The 20,468-nt window shown below is 30.1% G+C and carries 20 protein-coding genes; 17 read left to right on the forward strand and 3 right to left on the reverse strand.

Annotated elements, in window-relative coordinates; all coding sequences use genetic code 11:
- Nucleotides 1-3 precede the first annotated feature (3 nt).
- Genes N4A55_RS12795 through N4A55_RS12820 form a run of 6 tightly spaced genes read left to right on the forward strand, consistent with a single transcriptional unit; the run spans nucleotide 4 to nucleotide 6,116 of the window.
- Entirely contained in the window at nucleotides 4-825 is an 822-nt protein-coding gene (locus N4A55_RS12795) for a DUF58 domain-containing protein (protein ID WP_293757006.1), read from the forward strand.
- Nucleotides 822-1,613, forward strand: a complete 792-nt coding sequence (locus tag N4A55_RS12800; RefSeq protein ID WP_293757008.1) for a hypothetical protein — start codon at nucleotides 822-824, stop codon at nucleotides 1,611-1,613. Before N4A55_RS12795 ends, N4A55_RS12800 begins: the two co-directional genes overlap by 4 nt.
- A complete protein-coding gene (locus N4A55_RS12805) occupies nucleotides 1,610-2,578 on the forward strand; it encodes a VWA domain-containing protein (RefSeq protein WP_293757010.1) in 969 nt (322 codons plus the stop codon). Before N4A55_RS12800 ends, N4A55_RS12805 begins: the two co-directional genes overlap by 4 nt.
- 37 nt (nucleotides 2,579-2,615) lie before the next feature.
- Entirely contained in the window at nucleotides 2,616-3,605 is a 990-nt protein-coding gene (locus tag N4A55_RS12810) for a VWA domain-containing protein (RefSeq protein WP_293757012.1), read from the forward strand.
- The gene (locus N4A55_RS12815) at nucleotides 3,602-4,447 is read left to right on the forward strand and encodes a tetratricopeptide repeat protein (RefSeq protein ID WP_293757014.1); all 846 of its coding nucleotides are present in this window, start codon (nucleotides 3,602-3,604) and stop codon (nucleotides 4,445-4,447) included. The genes N4A55_RS12810 and N4A55_RS12815 overlap by 4 nt, the downstream gene beginning before the upstream one ends.
- Nucleotides 4,437-6,116 (forward strand): BatD family protein, encoded by a 1,680-nt coding sequence (locus tag N4A55_RS12820; RefSeq protein ID WP_293757016.1) that lies wholly within the window; start codon nucleotides 4,437-4,439, stop codon nucleotides 6,114-6,116. Before N4A55_RS12815 ends, N4A55_RS12820 begins: the two co-directional genes overlap by 11 nt.
- Nucleotides 6,117-6,162: 46 nt before the next feature.
- On the opposite strand, the gene N4A55_RS12825 is transcribed toward N4A55_RS12820, so the two are convergent.
- Nucleotides 6,163-6,852 (reverse strand): coenzyme F420-0:L-glutamate ligase, encoded by a 690-nt coding sequence (locus tag N4A55_RS12825; RefSeq protein WP_293757018.1) that lies wholly within the window; start codon nucleotides 6,850-6,852, stop codon nucleotides 6,163-6,165.
- A 156-nt stretch (nucleotides 6,853-7,008) separates the two neighbouring features.
- On the opposite strand from N4A55_RS12825, the gene N4A55_RS12830 reads away from it, so the two are divergent.
- From N4A55_RS12830 to N4A55_RS12840, 3 genes are read left to right on the forward strand one after another with little or no spacing between them, the layout of a single operon-like run.
- Nucleotides 7,009-7,665, forward strand: coding sequence for a response regulator transcription factor (locus N4A55_RS12830; RefSeq protein WP_293757020.1), 657 nt, complete (start codon nucleotides 7,009-7,011; stop codon nucleotides 7,663-7,665).
- A gap of 2 nt (nucleotides 7,666-7,667) precedes the next feature.
- The gene (locus tag N4A55_RS12835; RefSeq protein ID WP_293757022.1) at nucleotides 7,668-9,110 is read left to right on the forward strand and encodes a sensor histidine kinase; all 1,443 of its coding nucleotides are present in this window, start codon (nucleotides 7,668-7,670) and stop codon (nucleotides 9,108-9,110) included.
- Entirely contained in the window at nucleotides 9,103-9,789 is a 687-nt protein-coding gene (locus N4A55_RS12840; RefSeq protein ID WP_293757024.1) for a hypothetical protein, read from the forward strand. Before N4A55_RS12835 ends, N4A55_RS12840 begins: the two co-directional genes overlap by 8 nt.
- A gap of 158 nt (nucleotides 9,790-9,947) precedes the next feature.
- Here the strand turns inward: N4A55_RS12840 and ychF are convergent, their stop codons facing one another.
- Together ychF and N4A55_RS12850 are read right to left on the reverse strand one after the other, a co-directional pair.
- A complete protein-coding gene (gene ychF / locus N4A55_RS12845; RefSeq protein ID WP_293757026.1) occupies nucleotides 9,948-11,045 on the reverse strand; it encodes a redox-regulated ATPase YchF in 1,098 nt (365 codons plus the stop codon).
- Nucleotides 11,046-11,222: 177 nt separating this feature from the next.
- Nucleotides 11,223-11,396 (reverse strand): hypothetical protein, encoded by a 174-nt coding sequence (locus N4A55_RS12850; RefSeq protein WP_293757028.1) that lies wholly within the window; start codon nucleotides 11,394-11,396, stop codon nucleotides 11,223-11,225.
- 275 nt (nucleotides 11,397-11,671) lie between these two features.
- Between N4A55_RS12850 and lgt the strand changes: the two genes are divergently transcribed.
- The 8 genes from lgt to N4A55_RS12890 all read left to right on the forward strand — a co-directional run bounded on the left by lgt (nucleotide 11,672) and on the right by N4A55_RS12890 (nucleotide 20,453).
- Entirely contained in the window at nucleotides 11,672-12,529 is an 858-nt protein-coding gene (gene lgt, locus N4A55_RS12855) for a prolipoprotein diacylglyceryl transferase (protein WP_293757030.1), read from the forward strand.
- A gap of 53 nt (nucleotides 12,530-12,582) precedes the next feature.
- Nucleotides 12,583-12,753, forward strand: coding sequence for a Spo0E family sporulation regulatory protein-aspartic acid phosphatase (locus N4A55_RS12860; protein ID WP_293757032.1), 171 nt, complete (start codon nucleotides 12,583-12,585; stop codon nucleotides 12,751-12,753).
- Between the two features lie 396 nt (nucleotides 12,754-13,149).
- Nucleotides 13,150-13,581, forward strand: coding sequence for a division/cell wall cluster transcriptional repressor MraZ (mraZ, locus tag N4A55_RS12865; RefSeq protein ID WP_293757228.1), 432 nt, complete (start codon nucleotides 13,150-13,152; stop codon nucleotides 13,579-13,581).
- Nucleotides 13,582-13,622: 41 nt separating this feature from the next.
- Nucleotides 13,623-14,564, forward strand: coding sequence for a 16S rRNA (cytosine(1402)-N(4))-methyltransferase RsmH (rsmH, locus tag N4A55_RS12870; protein ID WP_293757034.1), 942 nt, complete (start codon nucleotides 13,623-13,625; stop codon nucleotides 14,562-14,564).
- A 3-nt stretch (nucleotides 14,565-14,567) separates the two neighbouring features.
- On the forward strand, nucleotides 14,568-15,101 hold the full coding sequence (locus N4A55_RS12875) for a hypothetical protein (RefSeq protein WP_293757036.1): 534 nt from the start codon (nucleotides 14,568-14,570) through the stop codon (nucleotides 15,099-15,101).
- Between the two features lie 5 nt (nucleotides 15,102-15,106).
- Complete coding sequence (locus N4A55_RS12880) at nucleotides 15,107-16,903, forward strand: peptidoglycan D,D-transpeptidase FtsI family protein (protein WP_293757038.1); 1,797 nt, start codon at nucleotides 15,107-15,109, stop codon at nucleotides 16,901-16,903.
- Nucleotides 16,904-16,983: 80 nt separating this feature from the next.
- Entirely contained in the window at nucleotides 16,984-18,909 is a 1,926-nt protein-coding gene (locus N4A55_RS12885) for a penicillin-binding transpeptidase domain-containing protein (RefSeq protein WP_293757040.1), read from the forward strand.
- 86 nt (nucleotides 18,910-18,995) lie between these two features.
- Complete coding sequence (locus tag N4A55_RS12890) at nucleotides 18,996-20,453, forward strand: UDP-N-acetylmuramoyl-L-alanyl-D-glutamate--2,6-diaminopimelate ligase (RefSeq protein WP_293757042.1); 1,458 nt, start codon at nucleotides 18,996-18,998, stop codon at nucleotides 20,451-20,453.
- Nucleotides 20,454-20,468: the final 15 nt, after the last annotated feature.

Below are 20,468 nucleotides of genomic sequence, written 5' to 3' on the forward strand. Positions count from 1 at the left end.
ACAATGGTTTCAAGAGAAATGATTAAGAAGATAAGACAAATTGAAATAAAATCCAATAAAATAGTTGAAGAAATATTTTCAGGTGAATATCGTTCCGGTTTCAAAGGTAAAGGAATGGAATTTGACGATATTAGGCAGTACTATCATGGTGATGATGTTAGAAATATTGATTGGAACGTTACAGCTCGTCATAACAAAGCATATGTAAAACAATTCTGCGAAGAACGAGAACTGAACATGTTTTTAATAATTGATATGTCAAAATCAAGTGATTTTGGTAATAAAAAAGAATTGATAGCAAGTATTGGTGCAACATTAGCTCTATCAGCAAGTAAAAACAATGATAGAGTTGGTATGATTCTATTTACTAATGAAGTAGAGAAATTCATTCCTTCTAAAAATGGTAGAAAGCATGTTTTATCAATTATAGAAAATATTCTTGATTTCAAACCTAAGAATAAAGGAACCAATCTTGGGAGAACACTACAATACTTCAACAGAATTGAAAAAAAGAGAAGTGTGGTTTTTGTTATATCAGATTTCCTTGATGAAGGTTATGCAAAAGATCTGAAAATAACTTCTGGACGCCATGATTTAGTTATGGTACGTGTTATTGATAGAACTGAAGAACTAATTCCTGCTGGAGCTATCTTTACTTTTGAAGACTTGGAGACAGGAGAGATAATAGCGCTAGATAATCTTAAGAAAGAATACAAATTAGATAATAACTTTAAGATGTATCGAAAAAATATAATTAACATATACACTGACGAAGATTATTATAAACCGTTAAAACAATTTTTCAGAAGAAGGGGTAATAGATGAGAAAGAAGAAAGTTGCATTTTTAATTAGTTTAATATCTTTGTTGTTACTTATTACATCTATGACTATATTAGCTGAGGAAAGAAGTATATACGTTGGTGATTTGATTAAGATCGAGATAGAAACAAACTCATATAGTGAAGATGATATAAGAGCTAAATTCAAGGATTTTGAAATAGTTGATATAAATAATACTGACAAAGGTTATTTATTGACTTTTCGCAGTTTTGAAACTGGTAAAAAAACTATTCAGTTAGACAATAATGTAATAGAACTAGATATAAAATCAACTCTTGATGAGATTGATAGAGATAGTATATATGAAGGTGATGGGGGTACAAAGAGTTATGGATTCTCATTTAATTATAGTTATATATTTTATCTCTTGACAGCTATCTTTTTGATAATGGGTTGTATAAGTCTATGGCAATACATAAAAAGAAGAAAAACTAGTTTAGTTAGTGCTTTTGTTGCTTTTAAAAAGGCAACAGATGAAATTTCATTAGAAGAACGTGATTGTTTTGTTATTATGACATTGAATCTAAAGAATTACCTACAAACAAAGTATTCATGTTCTATTAGAGGTAAAACATGTAATGAAATAATAATTGAGATTTCATCAATAAATGTTTTAGAGTCTTTTATACCTAATATTAAATCTTGGCTTCAGATGTGTGATTACTACAAATTCACAGGAGTAGTAGTTACCACAGAACAAAAACAAGAATTACTTATAAGACTTGTAGAATTGGTGGAAAAAATTGAACAAGTAAAAGAGGTAGAAGTATGATACGATTAGCGAATTGGTATTTCTTATTATTTATACCTATAATTATATATTTTTTTATAATCAAAAAAAACAAAAGTACATTAAAATTTTCTAGTGTTAAGCTTCTAAAAAGTTCTGGACTCAAAAAAACTTTTAAGCATAAAATCGGTAAGTACATAATATGTTTGAGTTTAATAATATTAGTTGTAGCACTTTCTAGACCTCAGTTGACTAACCAACCAGATACCATACATGAAAAAGGGATAGATATTGCAATGGTATTAGATGTTTCTGGTTCTATGGAATCTGTGGATTTTAAGCCTAATCGTCTTGAAGTTGCTAAGAAGACTATTGAGGATTTTGTAGAAGATAGACCATCAGATAGATTGGCTCTAGTGATTTTTGCTGGAACTGCATATACTAGAATACCATTAACACTTGACCATAACATTGTAAAGCAGTCATTAGAAGAAATAACCACAGAATCTGTCAATGATAAAGGTACAGCAATTGGTATGTCTATTTCTGTTGGACTTAACAGACTGAAAAAGAGTGATTCACAATCTAAGGTTATGATATTAGTTACTGACGGTGAAAATAACGCAGGAGCTATTAATCCCAGTACAGCATCTGATTTGGCAGAAGAATTAGGCATTAAAATATATACTATTGGTGTAGGAACAGATGAGACCATATTTCCAGTAGACTTCTTTGGACAAACTAGATATCAACGATATGAAGGTGGGCTTGATGAAGAATTATTAAAAGATATCGCTAAAAAAACTGATGGCAAGTATTATAGAGCAAAAGATCCTCAGGCTATGTCTAAGATATTTTCAGATATAAATGAACTAGAGAAGACAAAATTTGACAGGGACGATTTTGTACAGTACAAAGAACTTGCTTTTGATTTAATTAAAGTAGCTCTTATTATGCTGTTACTAGGTATTTTTCTTGACCGTTATTTTTATATTCAAATTCCATAATGTATGCAGTAACTAAGATAGAAAGAGGGTTATTTTATTGAATGGTTTAGAATTTAGATATCCTTTTAATGTAATATATATCATAATTCTGATAGCATGTTTGGCTGTTTTTATACTAGGATATTATAAAAAGAAAAAAATATTGATTTTGTTGAAGTTTGATGCTAAGGTGAGATTTATATCCGTCAAAATCATTCTAATGACTATTGCTATTGGTTTGATAGTATTTTCTCTTCTTGGACCTCAAAAGCTAAAAGGGCTTACGGAAGTGAATAGGAAAGGACTTGACATATATGTTCTCATTGATACTTCCAAGAGTATGTTAGCTGAAGATATCAAGCCTAATAGGATTAGCAGAGCTAGGAAGATAGTTGAGAATATAATAGACAATCTTGAAGGAGATAGGATAGGTTTTATTCCTTTTTCATCATCAGCTTTTGTTCAAATGCCTTTGACTGATGATTATGATTTGGCTAAGATGTTTCTTAAGGTAATTGATACTGATATGATTGGTGGAGGAGGCAGTAATGTTGGTACGGCAATTAGTCTAGCGGATAAATCTTTTGACCAGACTTCCAGTGCAGATAAAGTTGTAATTGTTTTGAGTGATGGAGAAGAACATGATTCCAACAGTTTGGAAGTATTGAAAAAGATTAATGATGATAACTTGAAAGTATTTACTATTGGTATAGGTACGGATAAAGGCGGTTTAATACCTGTATATGATCCTATAACTAATGATGTCATAGATTATAAGAAAGACCAGAATGGGCAACCAGTAATGTCAAAATTGAATTCTGATATATTAAAAAGATTGGCTTCTAGTGGTGATGGGGCATATTATCAATCTTCATTAACAGGTGAAGAGATTAATTCCCTAATAAATGATATTCGTTATCTAAAAAGAGACGTACTGAAAACTAGAAAACTGAAGAGATATAGATTGTTATATCAATACTTTTTAGGTGCAGGGATATTATTATTTGTTCTAGCATATTTAATTCCAGAAAGGAGGAAGTTGCAATGAAAAAGATTTCTTTTATATCTGGATCATTAATATTAGTTATGTTGGTACTTTTTTTAACTGGGGTACTTGATTTTAATAATGGCATAAATAAATCTATAGTGCGTGGTAATAAATTATATGCTTCAGAAGACTATGAGAAATCCCTAGAAGTTTATAGAAAGGGACTAGAAAAGAATCCTGAAAATACCATACTTAACTATAACTCTGGACAAGCATCATATCAATTAAATAAATATGAACAGGCAATTGAATATTATGATAAAGCTTCTGATAGAGTAGACAAATATTTGAATCAAGGAAATTGCAGTTATAAGCTAGCTGATAGCAGTAATGACATGAATCAGAAAATGGAGAGCTACAGTAAGGCTCTGGAAGTTTATAAAAACGGTATGGTCAATTTCCCTAGAAATGTAGAATTAAAATATAATTATGAGCTTGTTAAAAGTAAAATAGATGAGATGAATAAAAATAATCAGAATCAGCAAGATCAAAATCAACAGGATAACAAAGAAAACCAAAATGAAGAATCTGATAGTGATGATGAAAATATAAACGAGAATGGAGAAGATAAAAACAAAGAAGAGGAACAAGAAAGTGAACAATCCAAGAATCAAGAAGGAAATCAAGATGATGATAAGAAGATTCAGCAAGAACAGGGCGAAAAGTCTGACGAAGATAAAGAAGATAGTAGCAGCATGAATAAGGAAGATACCTCCGAAGGTGAACAATATGATAAAGACATAATGCAGGTACTACAGATGTTGGAGAAACAAGAAGAGAGTAGTTTAAAAAATAATCAACAAGTAAAAAACAGTGGTAAGGAGGAGAAGTATGACTGGTAAAAGAATGAAAGTTAGAATTTCCTTCATATTATGTTTGATAACTACACTTATATTACTTACAGAAGGAAGCGTTTTAGCAAAAAAAGAGGCAGAGTTTCGTCTTGATATCGACAGTCTTAATCTAGAGGAAGGAGTTAGTACTAATCTAGTTTTTTCTATAATAAATGCTAATGGATGTAAGGATCTGGTAATAGACGGTTTAGATAATTTTGATGTATTATCAACAAGTCAATCCACATCTACTAGAATTATTAATGGAGATACAACTAGTCAGATTGATGTTTCTTATGTGTTGATGCCAAAGAAAGAAGGAGAATTCACTCTTCAAGGTAGTATCAATTATAAGGGAGATATACGTAAAACCAATTCATTGAAAGTAAATGTCAGCAAAAGGAATGATGATGTTCATAATGAGGAGGTCAAAGATATATTTTTAAAGACTTTAATCTCTGATGACGAAATTTATTTTGGGCAAAAGATTGGTTTGACTTATGAACTCTATTCACGTTATAGCATTGAAAGCTATGGTTTTGCAGATCAAATAGGTTTTGATGACTTTATGGTTAATGAAGTTGCCAATGATGACCTAAAAGGTAACTATGTTTATGTTGATGGTAATAAATATGTTAAATACGAAGCTAAGAAGATGTATTTATCACCAATAAAGACAGGTAAGGTAACAATACCTTCATATAAATTTCAAGCTAATATTGCTACATCGAATTTTTTTGATTCATCTAAACCAGTATACTTAGGGACAACTGAAAAAGAGATAACTATTAAGCCTTTGCCAGAGGAAAATAAGCCTGATGATTTTTCGGGGCTGGTTGGTGACTTGAAAATAGAAGCTGAGTTTAATAAAGACCAGTTAGAATATGGAGATTCACTGACTCTTAATGTTACAGCTTCTGGTAATTGCAACTTAGAGATTCTAGATAAGATAATAAAAGATGGGGTACGTGGATTTTCAGTTTACGAAACAGTAAAAGGTATGGATGAAAGCATTGAAAATAATCAATACAATGCTAAAAAGCAATTTGAAGTAATATTGGTTCCAGAAAAAAACGGAGATATCAAGATTGATCCTATCTACATATCCTACTTTGATACTGTATCAGGAACTTATAAAAAAGCTGAGATACCTGGAAAGACTATTACCGTAACTGGTGAAGTCCCAGAAAATAATCAGTCTGATAATGGAGATAAAACAGATAACAAAGAATATGCAACGTCTCAAAAGATTAAAATTAATCAAGTCAGTTACAATATGACTGATAAGGATTACGTTACACTGAAAATGAGCAAGAAAGGTTTGTTGATAGCTTTTATTATACTCATTATCTTAATACTATTAGCTGTATTATTAATTGTTTTAAGGGCATATGCTAAGAAACAAGACAAAGAGCTTAAAAATATGTATAAGGGATTAAAGAACAGTGATAATGAAAATGATATCTACAATATTCTAAATGACATGATAAAGCACCATTATAATATAAGCTTAAAAGCTAATTCTAAAGACTTTATAAGAAGTAGTATTGAGGAGCATGAAGTTGCTGATATTGTAGTGGAAATCATTAATTATATGGAAAATAAGAAAGATAGCTCTAATAGAGATAATAAATATCTAAAAGAGAAAATTAAGGAGATATATAATAAGATTAAATAAAATTAATGATAGTATTTAAAATTTTTATTGGATAATGAAGAGAAAACTATTTTTTTCTTATGATACCTATAGGAGTTTGTTGATTTGATTGACCTAGAGGATTATCTTTCAATATTTTGCAAAGGAGTTCTTCGGTGTATGGATTGTTGTCGGATAATCCCAAAATATTAATTCCAAGATCATTACAATCAATAATTGATACATGGATATTATACATTTCAAATATATCTTGACATAGCTTCTTAGGATTATCCGGGAGTAGAACTACATAATTATTATAAGGTGGTAAAGTATATTCGCAAGGACCATCAATACCTCTTGCTTTATCACCAACTATTTTATAGAACCACCCGCTTTTTTTAAATATTTTACCTAATATACTAATGAAACAACCTAACAAAATTCTTAAGGTACCACATTCCCTAAAAGCCATTTCCATTGTTTCGGGCATCCCCAAACCTATACCATAAGAAGATTTGGTTACATATTTTGATAAAATTTTGGCAAGTTTTCTTGGCTTGATATCTTTTATAGGAATAGCACGTTTTTGTGTACATGCTACCATTTTTTCTGATATAAATACTAAATCATCCTTTTTATAGTTATCTAAAATATATTTTTCTACAATATCCATCAAATCATACTTATAGGTGATAACATGGGTTTTTATAGCCAATCTACTATAATTTATATTATCCACTGTAATTATTTCTTTTTTATTATCGTTGACGTACATAGGTATTCTCCTCTCTGTTATATAATATTAGTATAAAATCAACATATATAATAAGTTGTATTTACTTGTAAAGAAGTTGTAAATTAACATGTTTTCTATTGACCTTCATTTATATGTGATATAAAATAATACACATATTTACTAGGAGGTTATATATTGAAAAGGAATATACTAATTGTTGAGGATGAAGTAGCGATATCTAATTTAATTAAACTTTATTTACAATCAGCAGGGTATTATACGGAACAAGCCTATGATGGTGAATTAGCTCTTGAACTTATATTAGAGAATAGTTATGATTTGATTTTATTAGATGTGATGTTGCCTAAGATAGATGGTTTTACATTGATGCAAAAGATTGAACATTTAGATATACCAGTAATATTCTTAACTGCTAAATCAGACGTTATCAATAGAGTAGAGGGACTGAAATTAGGGGCTGAAGATTATATAGTTAAACCTTTTGAAGCAATAGAGTTATTAGCAAGAATAGAAACTATTCTTAGACGTTTTAATAAAGTAAATAATATCTTAAGATTCAAGGATATTGAAATAAATGTATCTGAACATATTGTACGTAAGAATAATGAAATAATTGATTTGACACTAAAAGAATATGAGCTAATATGTATACTTGTCAAAAACAAAAACATCGCACTTTCACGAGAAAAACTTATAGAATTAGTTTGGAATTTTGATTATTTGGGTGGAACAAGAACTGTAGACATGCATGTTGGTACACTGCGTCGAAAACTGGACTTACAGAATAACATCAAGACTGTTTACAAAATCGGATATCGATTGGAGGAATAATATTGAAGATTTGGTTTAAAATGTATCTATTCTCGATAATCTTATTTTCTTTAATCTTTTGGATTACAGTAGTTGTTATCATTGAAACATTTCATAATAATACCCTTACACAGCAAGTAACTAATAGTCTTAATGAACATCAAAACATATATAATGGTATAAATATGGATATTCCAGCTTATGAAAAACTACAAAGATATTCAAGGGATACTCTATCTAGTACTCAAACCCTAATTTCTTCATTTAATGTATATGCTAATAATTATAATTCTGATAATTTTTATCTGGAACTCAATAATGATAAACAAGAAGTTATTTTCAGTAATACAGATTTCATTGATAATATTACAAGAGAGGATCTTAATAATCTAAAACCTAATACCAGACAATATATAATTAAGGATGTGGGAGATAGAAGTTATATATTTATATCCAGTATTTTAAAATTCAGTGATGATAATTATTATTTTTCATATATATATGATTTGTCTAATATTTATGAGGAACGTATTGTACAATATGATTTTACATTAAAACTATATTTATGCTTTTTGGTTGTATTCTTGTTGTTGATGTTTATAATTAGTAATTTCTTGACTAAGCCTCTTTCGAAGTTGACTCAGGCTACAATAAAGATTACAAAAGGTAAATATTCTGAAAGAGTATCAATCCGTTCTGGGGATGAGATAGGTATATTGGCTGATAATTTTAATCATATGGCAGATGAGATATCCACTCGAATCGATAAGTTGCAAGAACAGAATAATGAAAAACAGCGTTTCATTGAAAATTTAACACATGAACTAAGGACACCTCTTACATCTATAATTGGTTATGCAGATTATCTGCTGCGTTCAAAATATGACGAGAAGGTATTTTATGAGGGACTAGAATATATTCATAAAGAAGGGCAGAGGTTGCAGCAGTTATCTTTTAAACTTATGGATCTATTATTAATAAAAAAGGATTCATTTGAATTTAGGAAATATGCAATAAAAGATATTTGCAGTCAATCGATTGGGACTCTAAGACCAAAACTCTTAGAAAAATCAATTGATATAAAATTAATAGGTGATGATTTTGATTGTTATATGGAGAATGATTTGATGCAAGTATTATTTATTAATCTTATAGAGAATGCAATACGAGCTTCTTATGAAGATTCAAAAATATTGATATCAATAGATAGTATTGATCAACAAGTTACCATAACAGATTATGGTATTGGAATGGATAAAGAAAGTATTGATAAGATTTTTGAACCCTTCTACATGATTGATAAATCAAGAACACGTTCAGAGAATGGAGCTGGATTAGGACTTGCATTATGTTCTAAGATTGCAGAATTTCATCATATCAAAATAGATGTAATGAGTGAATTAAGTAAAGGAACATCTATAGTGTTGACTTTCAATAATAATCAAGGAGGTAACCAGGATGCATAAAAAATTAATACTCCTTATAATATTATTGATAGCAAATTTACTCCTTAGTTCTTGTAGAATTAGTACTAAGATTAAAAAAGATACTCTATATGAAGAAGAATATGATCTATCCAACCTTAGATTGGATACAGAGGAAAAAAGCGATAAGATAACTAAAGATGAAGCTCTTGTATATGCTTTGGAATTCATAGAGTATAACTTAGATAGAAAACTTTATCTAAATGAGCTAAAGATAGAATGTATTTATGAAGATAAGGATTTATTAAAAGATTATAAGAATATCAGTGAGCAAGACCTTATAGACCTAGAATTGGGATTTTATTCTATTAAGTTTGAGTTACCAAAAGTAGATGAGAGATTTTCTTTTTTTATTAATGCAAAAGATGGCAGAATAAGCGATTATAACCATAGTTTGCAAGCGTCTGAACCAAGTGATAAGGAAAATCTATCAGTAGAAGTTTTAAATGAGATAGCATTGGATTTCATTGATAAAAATAATATTAATCAAATTGAAGAACCTAAAATAATTGATACCGTTAATAATTATATGTATACTTTAATTATAGAAGATGATAAAAATCTAGGAATATTTACTATTATTTATCTTAATAAAAAAACTGGTGAAATAGTTTCTTTCTACACTATTTATGAAGAATTAAATAAAAAAGATATTCCATGATAAATAGACAAATTTATCTTTCTAATGTAAGAAAGACTGAGGAATCAAAATTGAGGACGGTTTTAAGATATAGGGTGCAGTATAAATAGATAAAATAAAACCTCCTAATGGTGAAATAATCATCAGTAGGAGGTTTTGATTTTGTGCAATAACTTTATTTACACATTGAATCTAAACAACATTACATCTCCATCTTGTACAACATATTCCTTACCTTCAACTCCAACTAATCCTTTTTCTTTTGCAGCAGTATAATTACCACATGCGATAAGGTCTTCGTACTTGACTACTTCTGCACGGATAAAGCCTTTTTCAAAGTCAGTATGGATCTTACCAGCTGCACCAGGAGCTTTTGTACCTTTTGTAATTGTCCAAGCTCTTGTTTCTTTTTCTCCAGCAGTAAGGAAACTAATAAGACCAAGAAGACTGTAGCTTGCATTGATTAATTTTTCAAGACCAGCATCTTTTATGCCAAGATCCTCTAGGAACATTGCTCTTTCATCATCATCAAGTTCAGAAATCTCTTCTTCTATCTTAGCACATATTACAAACGCCTCAGAAGCTTCTTCCTTAGCGAATTCTTTTACTAATTGTACATAAGGATTACTAGCTCCATCATCTGGAAGATCATCTTCTGTAACGTTAGTCCCATAGATAACAGGTTTATATGTAAGAAGATTAAGGGATTCAACGAATTTGATATCTTCTTCTGAATTAAACTCAACGTTTCTTGCTGATTTACCTTCTTCTAATTCCTCTTTTAATTTCTTTAAGACTTCTATTTCTTTTGCAAGGGATTTATCTCCTTTTAGAGATTTAGTTGTTTTAGATATTCTTCTATCTAATATTTCAATGTCAGAGAAGATCAATTCAAGATTGATGGTTTCAATATCTCTTATAGGGTCGATAGAACCGTCTACATGAACTACGTTAGTATCTTCAAAACATCTCACTACATGAACTATAGCGTCTACCTCTCTTATATTTGATAAAAACTTATTACCAAGTCCTTCACCTTTGCTAGCGCCTTTTACTAGTCCGGCGATATCAACAAACTCTATAACTGCAGGTATAGTTTTTTTAGAATCATATAATTTAGTTAATTCATCAAGTCTTGGGTCTGGGACTGTAACGATACCTATATTAGGGTCAATAGTACAGAATGGATAGTTAGCAGATTCTGCTCCAGCCTTAGTTAATGAATTGAATAACGTACTCTTACCAACGTTTGGTAATCCTACAATTCCTAATTTCATTGGTCGTCTTCCTTCCTAATTAATAATATTATTTTTTACTGCTGTTATTATAAATATTATTTAGCAGTATTGTCAACTATATATATTGAAATTAATTATCTATATACCTATTTTAATAAGTTGCTTATATAAAACAAACAAAAACCTAGGTTATTAACCTAGGAATTAATATACAAGCTATTTTCTATTCATTGCAAGTCCAATTAACCAACCTTGAATAAAACAAAATATAGCGATAATAATGGAAGTTTTTTTTATGTCAAATTCCATTATGCTTTTTTCCTGTAATTGTTGTTGTACTTGTTTTTCACCTACTCTATGATGTGGTCTTCTATGATTAGGTCTATTCATTATAGTTCCTCCTTATTTTATCTATGATATGTTATTATATTATAATTATATATTAGTATAACACAATATGATAAAAATAATCAATAATATATATTAAACTGATTTATTAAGTTAGTATACAACAATATCACTTATATACAGTTAATGTACAAGAGGTTTTTGTCTGTATATGTCGTATAAAAAAATGTTATGGTAAATGTGGACGAAAAGTTTGCATTTTCTAAGAATATACTATATTATATTTGTAATATGATTTTTTATGGAGGAATGAAAAAATGAATTTAACACCAGATATAATTTTTCCCAATCTAGGTATAGAGATAAAAAATATCGACCCAGTTGCATTTAGAATATTTGGTTTAGATGTATATTGGTATGGTTTGATAATAGGATTTGGGATACTCGCAGGATTATTTGTTGCAATTCAATTAGCTAAGAGAAATGGAATAGATGAAGCCTTATACCCTGATTTTTTGATTTATGCACTTATCGTTTCAATAGTTTCTGCTAGATTATTCTACGTTATATTCTCATGGGATGAATATAAAGATAATCTAGTGAAGATATTTGCATTCAGAGAAGGTGGACTAGCTATCTATGGAGGAATCATCGGAGCAGTAATAACTCTAATCATATTTTCAAAGCGTAAAAAAGTTGATTTCTGGAATTTTGCAGATACTGCAGCTCCGGGCCTGATACTTGGACAAATCATTGGTAGATGGGGTAATTTCGTTAATATGGAAGCATTTGGGGGTTACACTGAGAATCATCTAGCTATGATGCTAAAAACTACTAAGGCTAAGTATATTCCTGTACAATTACTTGATAAAATCAAAACGGTAAATGGTGTAGATTATATACAAGTCCAACCAACATTTTTATATGAATCACTATGGAATTTAGGTGTTTTGGTTCTATTATTAATTTATTTCAAAAGAAGAAAATTCAACGGAGAAATATTTGCACTATACCTTTTGGGATATGGTTTAGGTAGAGTTTGGATTGAAGGTCTAAGAACAGATCAATTAATAATTGGTAGTTCGGGTATTCCAGTTTCACAATTACTTGCAGGGGTCCTTATAGTTGTGTCATTAGTGTTTATAATAATCATGAGGAGGAAGAGAATAAGATAGAAAACGAATGCTACAAATATTGAAAGATGCTTAAAAGCTAAGGGGAATGAGAAATGCAGAATTACAATATTGAGCAGCTAAGGGAAATTCTTGACGAAATGATCGCTTGCAAAGCTGATCAACAAGAAATTTATAGAGTTAGTGTTGAACTCGACAAACTTATTGAAGGTTATTATGTTAAGGCAAATGTGACAGAAAAGCAGTACGTTAAATTAAAAAATTAATTTTCCTTAAAATATGGAAAATGGGTATTAGTACTTTTGAATTATTTGAAGTGAGAGTTAATTACTATAAGTACATTAAGTAGTTTGAATTGTAAATTTAAATTTAAAATTTGTATAAAATAAATAGAAATATTATACCAAAAATACAAAAAATACTAAAAAGCATTCGTTTTAAATAGCAGTATCATTGCAAAAGTAGTAATAATGTATAAAAATCTAATAAAAATTTATATAAAATAACAGATTGGATCCATGAGTCTGTTATTTTTTTTTGTTCAAATACTTGAAAAACTATTTCATATATACTATTATATGGATATAGGTGGTAGAAAGTGGTGTTAAGTGGTAGAAAGTGGATGAATAGATGAAACTATTTAAGGAGTGCAGGTGAATGCTATGTTTATAGGTGAATATAAACATTCTATTGATGATAAAGGAAGATTAATAGTACCTGCAAAATTCAGGACTCTACTAGGCGAGACTTTTTACATAACCAAAGGATTCGATAATTGTTTGATGGTATATACAGAAGAAGAGTGGAATAAATTCATTGAGAAGTTAAATAATAACCCTATGAAGAAAAAAGATGCAAGAAGGATTCAAAGATTCTTTATCGCTTCAGCTAATGAATGTAATTTGGACAAGCAGGGTAGAATATTGATACCTTCACATCTTAGAGAATATTCATTGCTTGAAAAGGAAGTCATCTTAATTGGTGTTTCCAATAGGGTAGAGATTTGGTCCAAAGAGAATTGGGAAGAATACAATGCTGATGACGATATTGATATAAGCGAATTAGCAGAAGACATGGAAGACCTAGACATATAGTTTAATAGACATAATAGACATAATAGAAAGAGGGAGTAAAAATGGCATTTCAACATAAGTCAGTACTGTTAGAAGAATGCATAGAAGGACTTAACATTAAGCCAAATGGTATATATATTGATGGAACTCTTGGCGGAGCAGGGCATTCTTATGAAATATGTAGAAAACTTAATAGAGACGGATTGCTAATAGGTATTGACCAAGATGAAAATGCTATTAATGCAAGTACAATGAAACTAGCAGAATATAAAGATATAGTTAGAATTCATCGTGCTAATTTTTCAGAATTTGAATCAGTCCTTAATGAAGAAGATATTCCAAAAGTAGATGGTATCTTATTGGACCTTGGCGTTTCATCACATCAACTTGATACTGCGGAAAGAGGATTTTCATATATGAAGGAAGCACCTCTTGATATGCGAATGGATACAAGACAGACAGCTACAGCAGCTGATATTATAAATAACTATGAAGAAGAAGAATTATATAAAGTAATAAGAACATATGGAGAAGAGAAATGGGCTTCTAGAATTGTCAAAAACATAGTAGTAGCAAGACAAGAAAAACCAATAAAAACTACGTTAGAGTTAGTTGATATAATTAGAAAATCAATACCTAAGAAAGCTATGCAAAAAGGTGGACATCCTGCTAAGAGAACATTCCAAGCTATTAGGATTGAATTAAATGAAGAATTAAATGTATTAAAAGATACATTAGATGATATGGTAGATAGACTTAATGATGGAGGAAGATTATGCATTATAACATTTCATTCATTAGAAGATAGAATTGTTAAAAGAGCATTTAAAGATAATAATGATCCTTGTACATGCCCTCCAGATTTTCCTATATGTGTTTGTAATAAAAAATCAAAAGGCAAGATAATAACTAGAAAGCCAATTATAGCTACTGAAGAAGAGTTGAGTAGCAATAATCGATCTAAAAGTGCTAAACTTAGAATTTTTGAGAAAGTTGAGGTGTAGTAAATGAGCAAAAAACAACACTATAATACTCATAATCAATTCTATGTGATAGGGAATAATGCAGCCAAATTAGAAAGAGATTATAATACGTATAACAGAGATTCAATTAATGAAAATAATTTGAATGAAGTTAGAAGAAATAAGGCGCAGAGAAGAGTTGTTAAGAGATACAAATATAAGCTGAAATTCTCACTTATACTATGTCTTACCATGGTTATGTGCTTAATCATGATAAAAACACAATTTACCGTATCAGATCGATGTGATAATATTGTAGCGTTAGAAAATAGACTCAATAATCTCAAGAAGAACAATAAATTAATTGAAGAAAGTATCAATGCTAATATTGACCTCAATATAATATATGAAATAGCAACAACTAAGCTTGGTATGGTAGTACCTAGTAAAAATCAAATAAATAAATTAAATGTGGCACAGAATAGTTATACTGAACAATTGACTGATATAACAAAACCAACCCAACAGAATAATGATTTTAACAAAATCGTAAGTTTTATTCTAACAAAGGGAAGGTGATATCATTGAATAATACGAAAGATTATACATACAGAGCGAAAAGGAATCTAGTTTTCCTTTTCTTTATTTTTATTATATGCATTCTTTTATTATGCTTTCGAGTATATTCCATAATTAATGCAGAAAGTTTGAACTATAAAAAACGTGTATTATCACAACAAGTTAATAATAGTGTTAGATATAATAATCTCTTAGAACCTAAGAGAGGGACAATATATGATAGAAACGGCAGGGTTTTTGCAGAGAGCAAAAAAGTATATGATTTGATTTTTGATCCAGGAGTATTAGCTAAGTGTGATGAAGAAGATATAAATGAGACTATTAATTTCTTAGTTAATACTTATGAAATTCAAGAGTCTGACCTAAAGGATTTATTGAAAAATAGAGCTTTCAGTAATTATGAGGTCTTAGCATATAATCTTAATTACAGCGAAATAGAAAATGAATTTGAAGATATAAGAAAAAGGAAATATAAAGGACTTCATCTAAAGGAAGTTTATAAGAGGTTGTATCCTAACAACAATATGTTATGTGATGTATTAGGATTTGTGGATAAGGGTAATCAAGGTAGATGGGGTATTGAAGAAACTTATGGTAATTATCTAAGAGGAGAAGAAGGTAGAGAATTTGGTGTTATCAATGATGGTAATTATATAGAAAATAAATACATAGAACCTAAAAACGGCAATGATGTAGTACTTACTATAGACCAAACTATTCAATACTATGCAGAAGAAGCTATAAAGGCTAACTTAGATAGTAATCCCAAGAATGTATATGTAGTTGCTACTAATCCACAAAATGGAGAAGTACTTGCTATGGCTAGTTATCCTAATTATAACTTGAATGATCCATACGATTTGACTGCTTATTTCACGGAAGAAGAAATTAAGAATATGCCCCTAGAAAAGAAATCTAATTTTCTTAATGGATTATGGCGTAATTTTAATATTAGTGATACTTATGAACCAGGTTCAACTTTTAAACCATTTGTAGCAGCTGTTGCTATAGAAGAAAAGAAAGTAACAATGACCGAAACTTATCATTGTGGAGGTAGCAAAAGGCTTTACGGCAGTAATATTTCATGCTGGAAATCAGATGGACATGGAGACTTGACAGTAGTAGGAGCATTAGAAAATTCATGTAATGTTGCTTTTATGGATATAGGTGCAAAAGTAGGAAAAGAGATCTTTTATGATTATCAACAGCTGTTTGGATTTGGATCAAAGACTAATATTGATTTAATAGGTGAGGGAGATTCGAAATATTATGGAATAGAAGGATTAGGACCAGTAGAACTTGCTACTTGTTCTTTTGGACAAGGTTTTACTATAACTCCACTTCAATTAATAACATCTTTTGGTTCATTGATTAATGGTGGATATTTATATGAACCACATACGATGAAAAAGATTGTTAACGAAAATGGTAATATTGTAAAAGCAAATGATTCCAAAAAAGTAAGACAAGTCATATCGTCAAAAACAGCCCAGACCATAAAAGAAGCGTTACATTCAGTTGTTGAGAATGGTACAGGAAAGAGAGTTGCTATTGAAGGATATGATATTGGAGGTAAAACAGGTACAGCAGAAAAATTACCTAGATCAGCAGAAAAATATATGGTATCTTTTCTAGGATTTGCACCAGTAGATAATCCAAAGATAGCGTTATTAGTAATTGTAGATGAACCTGAATCACCAAAGCCAACAAGTATATTTGCACAGAATATTTTTAAGAGTATAATGGAAAAGACACTTCCATATATGAATATTTATCCTCGTATAGAGGGTGAGAGGAATTAATTATTAAGTTTCCTTTAAATTAAGCATAACATTTATGAAAACTCATAGAATTATATAAAAGTTAATGTTATGGTGAAATAATGTTAAGAACAAAAACACATAATAGAAAAAGAACGTTTTTTATATGTTCTGTGTATGTTTTATTACTTTTCATGCTATGTTTTCGTGTAGGTTATATAATGATTTGCAGGGCTGATTTTCTACAGGAAAAAGCAGAAGAACTTCATAATAGAGAACGAGTTATAAAAGCTGAACGTGGTAGTATACTTGATCGAAATGGTATACCTATTGCAGTTAATAAATCTGTCACATGCGTTTCTGTTATACATAACCAGATTACTAACAAAGAAAAAGTAATAGAAGTTCTATGCGACAAATTAGAATTAGAACATGATTTAGTTAAGAAAAAAGTTGAAAATAAAGTAGCACTAGAAAGAATTAAGATGAACGTAGAAAAAGAGGTTGCAGATGAGATAAGAGAGTATGACTTGGATGGAATCATTATTGATGAAGATTATAAAAGAATCTACCCATTTTCAACTCTAGGTTCTCATGTAATAGGTTTTGTTGGCAAGGATAATCAAGGGATTATTGGTCTTGAAGTAAAATATGATAAGTACTTAAAAGGCGAAGTAGGTATGATATTGACTAGGACCAATGCAAAAGGTATTGAAATTGAAAACTTAGCAGAAAGTAGAAAAGACTCAGTAGCAGGTTATCATTTGGTTACAAGTATGGATGTTAACATTCAAAAATATGCAGAACAAGCACTTGAAAAAGTGCTTATATCCAAGAATGCTAATAGAGGCTCTATCATAGTAATGAATCCTCAAAACGGAGAGATATATGCTATGGCAAATAAACCAGACTTTGACCTTAATAAACCTTTCGATCTTGGGGATTTACAAATAGAATCAAGTGAAGAACAACAAAAAATACTTAATCAAATATGGCGAAATTATTGTATTAACGATACTTATGAACCAGGTTCGACTTTTAAGGTAGTAACTGCTTCAGCAGGGTTAGAAGAAAAAGTAGTTAAACTGGATGATACTTTTTTCTGCCCTGGTTATAGTATCGTCGCTGATAGACGAATAAGATGTCATAAGGCAGGAGGACATGGTTCAGAGACTTTTGTTCAAGGTGTTCAGAATTCCTGTAACCCAGTTTTTATGGCTGTAGCGGAGAGACTGGGAGTAGATAAGTTCCTTAAGTACTTTGACAAATTTGGTTTGTTGACCAAGACAGGAATTGATTTGCCAGGTGAGGCGGTAAGTATAATGCATAAAAAGGCTGATATTGGACCTGTAGAGCTTGCTACCATGTCATTTGGTCAATCTTTTCAGATAACCCCGTTGCAGCTTATTAGAGCAGGTTCAGCAGTAGTTAACGGAGGTAAACTTATAACTCCTCATTTTGGTATAGAGATTCTTAATCAAGATGGAGAACCTATTGAAACCTTAAAATATGACAACTTGAAAACAGCTATTAGTAAGGAAACATCAGATACTATGGCTAATCTTTTAGAAAGTGTTGTTTCAGAAGGTACAGGTAGAAGATGTTATGTTCCAGGTTATAAAGTAGGAGGTAAAACAGCTACTTCAGAAAAACTTCCTAGAAGCAGTAACAAATATATATCTTCTTTCTTAGGATTCGCACCAGCAGATAATCCTCAGGTCATTGCCCTTGTATTAGTTGATGAACCAGAAGGAATATATTATGGAGGTACTGTTGCAGCCCCTGTAATTAGAGAATTATATGAAAATATTTTACCATATATGGGAATTAACCCCAAATATATCCAAAGAGATTTTGATGAATTTAAAGTTGGAGAGATTACTATACCTAATTTATTAGGTAAGAATATAGATGAAGCAAAAAAAATAATAAAAGATATAGAATTAGAGATAGTAAATATTGGTAATGGTGAAACTATAACAGAGCAGTTTCCACTACCAAATGATAAAGTTAATAGAGACAGTAAATTAATACTCTTTGCAGATTAAAAAAATTATGGTAATATTAATGGTAAATTATAGTTTGGGAATTACATAATAGTATTATATAATTCGCTCAGTTTGGAGGAGATAGTTTGAAATTACAAGGACTGTTAAAGAATATAGATTATAAAGTTTTACAAGGAAATGAAGATATCAATATATCAAATATACAATATGATTCCAGAAAAGTAACTGATGCTAGTCTATTTGTTTGCATAAAAGGTTTTAAAGTCGATGGACATAATTTTGCAAAAAGTGCAGTGTCAAAAGGTGCAAAAGCTATTTTGGTAGAAGATGATATTGAAGGAATTGATAAGGATATTGCTATACTAAAAGTTGCTGATACAAGAAAAGCTATAGCATATATTGCTGAAAGATATTATAATCATCCATCCAATAAGTTTAGGTTGATTGGTGTTACTGGTACCAATGGAAAAACATCAATAACTTATCTAACAAAGAGTATTATTGAAGAGTTCAATAAAAAAACTGGAATTATTGGTACAATTGAGAATAGAATAGGAGCTAAAGTGCTAAAGGCTAGCAGGACTACACCTGAATCACTTGATCTACAAGAATTATTCTATAATATGGTTCAGGAAAATGTTAATGCAGTAGTAATGGAAGTATCATCTCATTCACTTGCTCTTCATCGGGTAGATGCTTGCAAATTTGACGTAGGTATATACACTAATCTTACTTTAGATCACCTTGATTTTCATAAGACAATGGAAAATTACAGAGATGCCAAATTGAAATTATTCAAAATGTGTGATACAGGAGTAATAAATATAGATGACAAGTATGGACCATATATGATAGAGAATGGTACGTGCAAAAGATATCTTACTTATGGTATTGAAAATGATAAAGCGGACTTGAATGCTACACAGTTGAGTATTGACCTAAGGGGAGTTACTTTTAATGTGGTTTATGAAGGAGATTTATATGAGATAACTCTCAATACGCCTGGAAAGTTTAGCGTGTATAATGCATTAGCAGCTATGGGATCTTGTTTAGTTCTAGGTGTACCTATGGATGTAGTTATAAATGGACTTAAAAAAAACAAAGGAATTAGAGGGAGATTTCAATCTTTTACAAGCAGTAAAGGTTATACAGTAATTATTGATTATGCTCATGCACCTGATGGATTACTTAATGTATTACAATCCATGAAAGAATTTGCAAAAGAAAGAATTATTACTGTATTCGGCTGTGGTGGAGATAGAGATACCAGCAAACGACCTATAATGGGTGAAATCGCTGGTAATAACTCTGATTATTGTGTAATAACTTCTGATAATCCAAGAACTGAAAATCCAATTTCTATTATTGATGAAGTTGAAATAGGTATTAAAAAGACTCATTGTGAATATGTTAAAGTAGCTGATAGATTAAAAGGTATACACACAGCCCTTTCTATGGCAAAAGAAGGAGATTTAATCCTTATAGCGGGCAAAGGTCATGAAGATTATCAAATACTTCATGATAAAGTGATTCACTTTGATGATACTGAAGTAGTATTGAATTATTTTATGACAGAAGAATAATTGCCTAAGAAAGGA

The organism is Vallitalea sp. (assembly GCF_025211055.1).
Lineage (GTDB): Bacteria > Bacillota > Clostridia > Lachnospirales > Vallitaleaceae > Vallitalea.